Raw genomic sequence first — 9,178 nt, 5'->3', positions numbered from 1 at the left:
CGACGTCAAGCTCATGGGCAAGATGGGTGTCGATATTCCCGAGGGCACGAAGGTCACCCTTGTTAACCCGTCGGGAAAGATGTGGGGTGATCGCGACGAGAACGGCCGCGTCCGCGTCCGCAACAAGCTCTCTGTCACGGCCGACGATGTGCGCCCCGTCGCCGCCTCTTCCCATGCGCCCCTCCCCGGCGCTGCTGCTTCTGCGATGCAGGATCAGCAGCGCGAGAAGTCCCTCGATAAGCCCCTCAAGCGCGGCTAGGGCGAGCCGTGGTTTCGCTGTTTTCCCGGAGGCATGGCCGCCTTGCGTGGCGGCCGCTCCCCCTCCGGGTGCTGATGGCGTCAACCGCCGCGGCCGTCGCCGCGTCGCTCGGTCTCGCCGCGGCGCTCGCCGTTCCGACCGACACGGGCGCTGATCTCCTCGACGCGGCCGCCGCCGGCCTCTCCTCGATCCTCGCGGGCGCGTCGTGCGCCGCCCTCGTCGTATCCCTCGCTGTGGCTGTCGCGTCGGGCGTGGTCGCGCTCAGGGCGACAGACGCCCGGCGTGTTCGCTGGCAGGTGTGCGAGCGCCTGTATTCCGCGACGCGGGGCAACCCGCTCCGCCTCAAGGACGGCGACGAGCTGCCACGGATCGAGTGCCGCCGCGACGGGGGCGGTTTCTCCGTCACTGTCTACACGGACTCCGGCGACGCCGAATCCGTCTCGGATATTGGGTCGTGCATAAGCGCTGCCCTGCATGGCAGGTTCGAGTCGTTCGCCGTCGTTTCGTTCGAGCAGGACGCCGCCGGCAAGTTCGTCCGGTTCACCATCTCGGACGTTTCGAGCGACAAGTCACTCAGGTTCTCGTCTGTCGAGGAGATGCGCCCGGAATGCCCGACGCGCCTTGCCGTTCAGGATGGCCTGTGCCTCGATTTGACCGTGGCGCGCAGCTGGATCGTCGCCGGCAAGACTCGCGCGGGCAAGACCACGGGCGTTATCTCGCTGCTCATTCAGGTGCTCCTCCTCGGTGCGGACGATTACGGTTCGAAGGTCGTTCTCATAGACCCGAAGAGCGCCGAGCTTTCCCAGTGCGGTGCTGTGACCCTGGACGAGGACGGCGGCGCTCACTCGATCCTGAGCGAGGTTCGCGACTTCGACCGGCTCAGGTGCGAGCGTCAGAGCCACCTCAACGAGCTTTCCAAGGAGCGCGGGGACGCCGTCATGTGGTGGGACGCAGGCATGAAGCCCTGTTACCTGTTCATAGACGAGTACGTCGCCCTCTGCTCGGTTCTTCCGAAGAGGAGAGACAAGGACGATCCCGGCTATTCCCTCGATGACTTCGAGGGGCTTGTCCGAACTATCGCGACGATGGGCGCTTCGGCCGGGTGCTTCCTGATAATCAGCGTCGCGCAGGCCTCCGTCGGCTCCGGCGGCATATCCACGGTCGTTCTCAACGCGTGCGGCACGCACGTCCTGTTTCGCCCGACCGTCGATGACGGGGCTTTCATCTGGCCGAGGCCGCTTCTCGACGCCCTGCCCGCGAGGCGTTACGCGCCCGGTGACGCATGGTTCTCGTGTGATGACGGCGAGCATGCCAACCCCATGTTCGTTCGCTTCCCGCGGATGGATTTTCAGGTGTACGCCGAGCTGAAACGCTTACTCGACGATTACCGCAGCTGATGCGGCCGCCCACGTCGCATAAAGCGACGTGGGCGGCCGTTTGTTCCGTTCCTTTATTTCTCCAGCTTGCCGGGCGGAAGGGCTTGTTATTCCGCCCGGCAGAACCCAAATCCCTGTTCCACCGGATGGCCGTTCGAGCTGGGGTTCCGATAGAAAGGCAGACACACATGGCACAGAATGGCGACCCGAAGTGCCGGACGATGATGCTCACGCAGCAAACGGCGTATCTCGGCCAGAGCTTCGATGACTTGGTCAAGTCGATAGACGGCCTCGGTGCCGATCGCTGGGCGGTCATTGAGCACGATATGGACGTCTCTGAGGATGGCAGCAAGGCGGCCGACCACGTCCACGCGGCGCTGAGCTTCAAGAACCCCCGGACGCTCTCGGCCGTGGCGCGGAAGCTCAGGGTCAAGCCCCAGTACATCGCCAAGTGGGACGCCAAGGGCGGCAGCGCCGACAACGCCTTCTCCTACCTCTGCCACCGCACCGCGAGCTCTGCCGGCAAGTATCAGTACGATCCGGGTAAAGTCGTTGCGTCGTTCGATTACCCGACCTGGCTTGAGGAGAAATCGCAGCAGGTCGCCGCCGCCCGTGCAGGTCGCCGCCGTCGGTCGGTGACGAGCCGTGTTCTTGATGACGTTTACGACGGGGTGATGACTGCCGACGAGGCCGCCGAGGAGCTTACGGGCCATGAGTACGCTCGGGTGGCCCGACAGCTCCGTGAGGTCGAGCACGCGCGCCATGAGGTCGAGGCTCGGGAATGGCGCGAGGCGAATGCCGGTAAGCCGCTCGAATGCGTCTGGATCTACGGGGAATCTGGTTGCGGAAAGACCAGGCTCGCGAAGAAGATCGCCGCCGAGCGCGGTGACTACTTCATCTCGGGAAGCACCCGCGACCCCTGGGCTGGCTACACCCCTGACAAACACACGGCCATTCTTGACGAGCTGCGCCCGGGCTCGATGAAGTATGCCGATCTCCTGCGCGTTACCGATCCGCACTGTATCGAAGCCGGTGCCACCGCCCCCGCGCGCTACCACGACGTGCCGCTCGCCTGTGACCTCATTATCGTCACCACGCCGTTCTCTCCGTTCGAGTATTGGTACAAGGACGTCGGCCTTGGTGCTGCCGGGAGCGGTAAGGACAGCTTCGGCCAGCTTGAGCGACGCGTGACCCTCTCCGTTCTCATGAACGATAAGTTTGTGTGGGCCACTGAGTTCGACGAGAACCTTCGGATGTACACGATCGTCAAGGGCTCTGGGTACCCGAACCCCTACGTCGTCAAGAAGGTGCCCACCTCGACGGCTGACGCCTTCGACAGATTTTGCAGATAGGGGCCGTATACTATCGGTACTATATATTGCTTTAATTCCCCCCGTATAGGGACTTACAGATTCTAGGGGTGCCCCGATGGCCGTTTCTTTCGATTCCGTGCTGTCTTCTTGTCAGCTTTGCCATGCTCTCGATCCGTCCGATTTTCCGTCTTTGCTGTTTTCTGGTAGCCGTCTCTATGAGCGCTATGGTCCGGACGTCCAGATTCCCATCGTGTTTTCCGAGGAGGGTTCGGGGACGTGGCGAAGCGTCCGCCTGCGAGATATTCCCGATGCCGTTGCCGGACGTTCCGATGCCTATTTCTCAGCCTGCACTTACTTTCCTCGTGCGAAGTACACGAAGAACAAAGGTGTCTGGTATGAGTCTGGCTTCGGCGTTGATTTCGTCGATCAGCTGTGTGCTTTCGTGCTCGACATTGATCGGTTGACCATCGACGGCCTCTCCTGCCTCGTTGGCGAGTGGGAGTCCGGGAACCTTCCGCCTAGCTATGTCACGTTTTCCGGGCACGGTGTCCACCTCTACTATGCCCTGAGCAAGCCCGTTGACGTTCTCAAGCGCTGGAGGCTTGAGCTTGCCGCGATAAGCCGGTGGCTTTACGACTACTACGGAGCCGGCGACATGTGGGAGATCGACCGCCACGGGTTCACGCAGCCCTACCGCGTGCCGGGCAGCCTCCCAAAGCGCGACTCGGGGGCCAAGGTCGTTACCGTGTACGACTTTGGAGACCGCTACGACATATCCGATTTGGCGACTATCGCTGGGCTTGAGCAGACCGTTTTCACCAAAGAGGCCTTTGATATGTCGTGCAGCCTCGCACACTCGATCCATGGCAACGACCTTCCCGCCACCGGCAAGGCTCGGCGTGGCCAGAACTGGGGGTTTTACAACTGGCTGTTCTCGCGTGAGATGGACAGGAGCCGCCTCTATGGGGAGTTCGGTCACCGATACAACCAAGTCGTCTGCCTCTCTGTCGCCGCGAAGAAGAACCATGTCCCGTTCGCGAAGCTCGAAACCGACGTGAAGAGCCTGTATCGCTCGTGGAACGAGTGCTCGAAGAAGTATGGCCACCCACCTATCAAGTGGTCGGAGTGCACCAAGGCGATGAAGGTCTACAACCAGAAGGGCGACGTTGAGAAGTTCCCGCGCTGGTGGCTTGAGGAGAAGTGCGGGTTTGAGTTCGGGCACCAGAAGCGCAACGGCCTCACACAGGCCGAGCACCTCGCGAACGTCCACCGCCGCAGGCGCCTCGATTCGATGATGCGCCTCTCTGAGTACCTTACAGGCCATCCTGATGCCACAAAGAACGCAGCCTGTCGCGATCTCAGCATGAGCAAGAGCACGGTTTGCAGGCATTGGCGGATGGCCTGTGCCGCCGCCGGCGTGGATGATACGCGCAGTCGGACGGCCTAAAGCCAGCGTGCGCCGATTTATGACTTACGATGTGGGCCTCTTTTCAGAAAAAGTCGAGGAAACTCTGATGATCGTCAATGATTCAACGAATAAAAAACTGCTCTCTCTGACCGACAATCTCGGCGATGAGTTCATGTCGAGTTTTTCGGCAACGACTCGCAGGGCGACCGGTAGCACCTATACGCCTTTTGAAATAGTGAACTCGATGGTTCTTGAGTCGGCCGGTGAGGTCGATCCGGATTGCGTGGTCGATTGCGGGTGCGGCAGCGGAAGATTCTCCCTCGCCGCGGCCATGATGTTCCCCAATGCGAAGGTGTATGCCGTTGATAATTCTCCGCTGGCCTGCACGATGTGCTCCGAGAACGTTCGGCGCTACGGTCTTTCGAACAGGATCGAGGTCGTCAACTCCTCGTTCCTCGACTTCTCCCTGCCGCGAGATAGGGGCAAGACCCTATGGATCGGCAATCCGCCGTACGTCAGACATCACAACATAGCCGCTGATGATAAGAAGCGGTTCAAGGCGGTTGCTGGTCGCCTTGGGCTTCCTTCGAGCTGCCTCGCCGGCTTGCATATCCATTTTCTGGCCCACATCGCCGACCTTTGGCAGAGCGGCGACTTCGGCCTATTGATCACCAGCGCCGAATGGATGGACGTTAACTACGGCAACTTCGTCCGGCAGCTCCTGACTACGCATCTCCCGATCTCCCACATGCGCCTTTTCGACCGCAGCGTGAGGCTGTTTGAGGGCACGGACTCGACGGCCGTTGTCTTCTCTTTTTCCGATACGCCCAGGGATGACGTTGACGTGACGATGCCCGATGGCGCAGACGTAAGCATCCCGCTGAGAGTTCTCAATGCCTCGCAGAAATGGTCCAGGACTATCGACTGTGTGACCGACGGACCCACTTCGAATATCGAAGGCCTGATCCCTCTCGGAAGCCTTGCCTCGGTTCACCGCGGCGTGGTCACTGGAAACAACAAGTTCTGGGTCCGTCCCGCGCGCGAGCTTGCCGAGTTTCCCGAGGAGCTTTCCGTTCCCATCGTCGCCCACGCGAGGGAGATCATGGACGGGTGTGTTGCCGAGGGCCGATCCGATCTACTTGGCCGGCTTATAACTCTTCCCGTTGATCTCGGAACGCTTTCCGGTCCCGCCCTGACATTTGCCGAGAAGGTCGTCGCTGATGGCTCGAGGCGCGGTGTCGACAAAGGGTATGTCGCCAGCAGCCGGCGTGCATGGTGGTCGGTGCAGCCGCCTAAGGCACCGGCGATCATGATGACGTATATGTCGAGGAAGAACCCGACATTCGTGCGCAACGACCTTGGCTTGTCGATGCTCAACGTTGTTCACGGGATATACCCGAAGAGAAATTTGTCTGATAAGGCCCTAGCCAATCTCGTCGACTATTTGAACTCGCATGTTAACCTGCGTGACGGACGTGTTTACTGCGGTGGCCTTGCGAAGTTCGAGCCCAAAGAGGCCGAGGCCATTCTCGTCCCGTGCGTCGAGCGATTGGAGGCCTAGGCGTGAGCCAGATTATGCCGAGGGTTTATACCGTGGAAGAGCTGGGAGAACTCTCTAAGGCGTCGGCGGACAGGTTTGTCTCCGACCGGCATCGAGCCGAGGAGGAATTGAGCGGCCACTACCATGACTGTTTCGAAAAGTCCTATAACGACGTCTCGCGTGCGCTCTCTCAGACGGACAACCTGTTTGCACTTAAGGGCAAAGGTCAAACACTCCTGATCGACGGGCTTTTGTCCGTGCTCAGGAACATGGACAGGCCGACGGTCAGCGAGGATGACTTCAAGAGCCTGTCCGACACTGGGACCGCTGCGGCCAGCCGCTTTCAAGACGAGCAGCTTTCGAGTGCTGCACTCGAATATCTCGCGCGCAACCTCAACACGGATATATTCCCCTGGATCGAGACCGGCGAGCAGCCAACCGACAAGCAGAAGCACGCGGCGTGCGTTGCCGTTTCCGCCCTCATCGCCGACCAGAAGACGAAAACGCTGATGCGCGGGCAGTCAAGCCATGCCCAGGAGAAAACGGTTCGCGATACGCTCGTAAGCGAATGCGGCATGAGGATTGTCGACGGCCATGACTTTACGATGCTTTCCGACGCGCCCAAGCCTGGAGAGGTGTTCAGGCGCGAAACGAAAGTGGATGGAACAAAGGCGGACGTCGTTTTCGGCCTGTTCGACGGTCGCATCATGTGCCTTGAGTGCAAGGTGTCGAACAGCGAGGTCAATTCCTACAAGCGTCTGAACCATGAGGCCGTCGACAAGGTCGCCAAGTGGAAAGAAGCGTTCGGAAGACAGTGCGTTTCCGGTGCCGTGCTGCAGGGCTGCTTCAAGACTTCAAATCTGGTTTCCGCTCAAGACGAGGGCGCGTACCTGTTCTGGTCTGCCGATCTCTCTGAATTGGTTCGATTCGTGAACTCGACCAGAGATTGACGGGATGCTGTCCCTAGTCCTCGTCCTGCGGTGCCGGGAGGCGTTTGTACCGGAAGATTCGGTCGATTAGCGGTGCGCGTTTCATCATTTCCATTTCAAGCTTGAGGCTCGCGTTTTCCTGCTGGCACATCGAGGCGAGGTTCCGTTCGGTTTCGAGTTGGCCTTGCTTGACCTCTATCTTTTCGAGCAGCGCGTCTATCTTGTCGCCGCGTTCGTCGTACCTCTTTTGAAGCGCGATTTCCTCGGCCTTCAATCGCTCCATATCCGCCGCAAGCTCCCTGATGCGCTCCCGGAGCCCGGCGTTCTCCGCCTTTAGGCTTTCTATCCGCGCGAGGTACCCAGCGGTGAAGTCCTCTGCTTCATATTTGCCGTGAATCGGTTCATGTGACGCGGTGACTGAGCCATTCTCCCCATGACTCGGTCGCTGGTTCGGTCGGCGATCAGCTCTCTTGGCCGTTAGCTCGTGCGCCAACATTGATGCCTGCCGCTCGTCAAGCTCGACAGCACCTCGTGAGCCAGTCTTATTCGCGCTGGAAAGAAGGCCCAGGCGTTTGGCGGCCCTCATTGCTGTTGATTTGCTCGTGCCGGTTATCTCGGCTACCTCGCGGATTGTCGTACCCACGCTTCTGGTCCTATCGCTCTCGGTGATGTGACTCGGTCAATCATGCTGTGAATGAGTCATGATCCGGTTCGTGTTGTCCGTGAAACGGATCATGACTCGGTCGATGGTCTCTAGATCGACCCTATTTCTTGGACAGCCCGTCGTTTGGCTTGCCAACGTATTGGCCCCATATCTCGACTTGTGAATTGCAGAGCGCTTCGTACTGGCTCGGTTTTAGCTTCATCTCTTTGGCCATCTCGCGCGTGTGCTGCTTGAACCTTTTCGTGTCGAATTCTTGGCCATCGTAGAGCGACGATATGACCGCATTCAGCATTGCCTCGATCGTTGCCTGATTCACCAGGGTGTTCAGTAGTTCCTCTTTCGGGGCGCTGACGACGTTCGATAGCTCCGCGCGTTTCGCGCCGGACTTCTTGAGGAAGTAGTCGTACAGCTCCCCGCCTTCGGAAAGCATCTGCTCGGCTTGTCCCCTTGTGATCGGCTTGTCCCCGACGGTGCGTCTCACCTTCTGCCCCAGCGTCTTGCGCTCGGATGCCGTCAGGCTGTCGCGCTCGTCGAGGTTGAAAAACATTTCGAGGGCCATGTCTGTGATCTCAAGGGGATTCAGCGTCCTTATTTCCTCACCCGTCGCCGGGTTCACGACGCTGCCGGTTTTCTTGTCCCTCGGTAGGCCACTTTTGTAGTCGATTTCGATCGGCATGTCTCACAACCCCTATAAAAACGGCTTTGTAATAGCCATAAAGTAGCACATGGAGAAACAATATAACCGGGGACCAAGTGGAATATTAAGATTATTGAGTTTACAAAGTAACCAAAGTGGTTATAATGCTTCCAACCACGTGGTCACTATCCATCTATACGAGAAAGAATAGGAGGCTCTATATGGTCACCTGCTGTATCTGCGGCGGCGTATCTGCTGCGGCCTATGCGGCCGATGCCAAGTTGCGCTGCGCGGTTGGCCTCGCGAGTTCCGTTCGCGCAAGCATTGCCGTTCTCATGAATGCCGCGCCCGTCGGCTCGTCTGCCGAAGAGGAGTTGTCCGAGCTGGACGCCAGCGTCAGGGCGGCAATTTCGTTCGCGAGGCAGACGATCGCCTATCGCGACTTCGAATCGCAAAGCCCCTCCATCGCGCTCGGCGACCTCCTCGCCGCGTTCCGCAAAGCCGTCGGCTTCTGCCGCCTCTGCGCTGCGCGCAAGGTCGCCCTCGATCCTGCCGACGGGATGCGCTGCCCCGGCTCCCCTTGGCCGCTGGACATGGTTGTCGGTGCCATGTACGCGGCGGCAAGCAACGGCATCCTCTCCATTGATGACACGTACCGTATCGATCCGCTGGCTTTCGCCGGCTCTGACAATTAGGAAGTGATAGGTAATGGCAAGCGACGTTATGAACAACCTCTCCCAGTTCGAGAAGTTCGATTGCGAGGCTTTCTTCCGCGACAAGGCGCTTGAGGTCGAGGCCTGCGAGCCTCTTAGCGAGTACGAGGACGGCAAGGCGACCGGGCGCGTGCTCGGCACCAAGGTGACCGTCGTTATCGTCGGCGACCGCACCGAGTACAAGGTCTACGGCGACCGCCGCCCGCGCACCAACCGCCACCGCATGTTCGACGTCAAGCTCATGGGCAAGATGGGTGTCGATATTCCCGAGGGCACGAAGGTCACCCTTGTTAACCCGTCGGGAAAGATGTGGGGTGATCGCGACGAGAACGGCCGCGT

Annotated in this window: 10 protein-coding genes; 8 read left to right on the top strand and 2 right to left on the bottom strand. The window is 59.8% G+C overall.

The window, feature by feature from the left end:
* From ACTNBY_RS09215 to ACTNBY_RS09190, 6 genes are all read left to right on the top strand, one after another.
* Window positions 1–259: hypothetical protein (locus tag ACTNBY_RS09215; RefSeq protein ID WP_441064265.1), on the top strand; the 259-nt coding region annotated here is incomplete at its 5' end.
* Window positions 260–267: 8 nt separating this feature from the next.
* Window positions 268–1,656 (top strand): type IV secretory system conjugative DNA transfer family protein, encoded by a 1,389-nt coding sequence (locus ACTNBY_RS09210; RefSeq protein WP_441064263.1) that lies wholly within the window; start codon window positions 268–270, stop codon window positions 1,654–1,656.
* Between the two features lie 167 nt (window positions 1,657–1,823).
* A complete protein-coding gene (locus tag ACTNBY_RS09205) occupies window positions 1,824–2,987 on the top strand; it encodes a Rep family protein (RefSeq protein ID WP_441064261.1) in 1,164 nt (387 codons plus the stop codon).
* A gap of 76 nt (window positions 2,988–3,063) precedes the next feature.
* On the top strand, window positions 3,064–4,395 hold the full coding sequence (locus ACTNBY_RS09200; RefSeq protein WP_441064260.1) for a hypothetical protein: 1,332 nt from the start codon (window positions 3,064–3,066) through the stop codon (window positions 4,393–4,395).
* Window positions 4,396–4,414: 19 nt separating this feature from the next.
* Complete coding sequence (locus ACTNBY_RS09195; RefSeq protein ID WP_441064258.1) at window positions 4,415–5,917, top strand: methyltransferase domain-containing protein; 1,503 nt, start codon at window positions 4,415–4,417, stop codon at window positions 5,915–5,917.
* A gap of 2 nt (window positions 5,918–5,919) precedes the next feature.
* Window positions 5,920–6,846, top strand: a complete 927-nt coding sequence (locus tag ACTNBY_RS09190; RefSeq protein WP_441064257.1) for a XamI family restriction endonuclease — start codon at window positions 5,920–5,922, stop codon at window positions 6,844–6,846.
* 13 nt (window positions 6,847–6,859) lie between these two features.
* On the opposite strand, the gene ACTNBY_RS09185 is transcribed toward ACTNBY_RS09190, so the two are convergent.
* Window positions 6,860–7,468: a hypothetical protein gene (locus tag ACTNBY_RS09185; RefSeq protein ID WP_441064255.1), complete on the bottom strand. Its 609-nt coding sequence runs from the start codon at window positions 7,466–7,468 to the stop codon at window positions 6,860–6,862.
* Window positions 7,469–7,589: 121 nt separating this feature from the next.
* Entirely contained in the window at window positions 7,590–8,165 is a 576-nt protein-coding gene (locus ACTNBY_RS09180) for a hypothetical protein (protein WP_441064254.1), read from the bottom strand.
* A 182-nt stretch (window positions 8,166–8,347) separates the two neighbouring features.
* On the opposite strand from ACTNBY_RS09180, the gene ACTNBY_RS09175 reads away from it, so the two are divergent.
* Window positions 8,348–8,821, top strand: a complete 474-nt coding sequence (locus ACTNBY_RS09175; RefSeq protein WP_441064252.1) for a hypothetical protein — start codon at window positions 8,348–8,350, stop codon at window positions 8,819–8,821.
* Between the two features lie 13 nt (window positions 8,822–8,834).
* On the top strand, window positions 8,835–9,178 hold a 344-nt coding region (locus tag ACTNBY_RS09170; RefSeq protein ID WP_441064250.1), incomplete at its 3' end, for a hypothetical protein.

The organism is Collinsella sp. HCP28S3_E12, assembly GCF_052065595.1.
Classification (GTDB): domain Bacteria; phylum Actinomycetota; class Coriobacteriia; order Coriobacteriales; family Coriobacteriaceae; genus Collinsella.
Note: the sequence above shows the minus strand (reverse complement) of the source record. Positions and strands in the feature narration are given on the sequence as shown.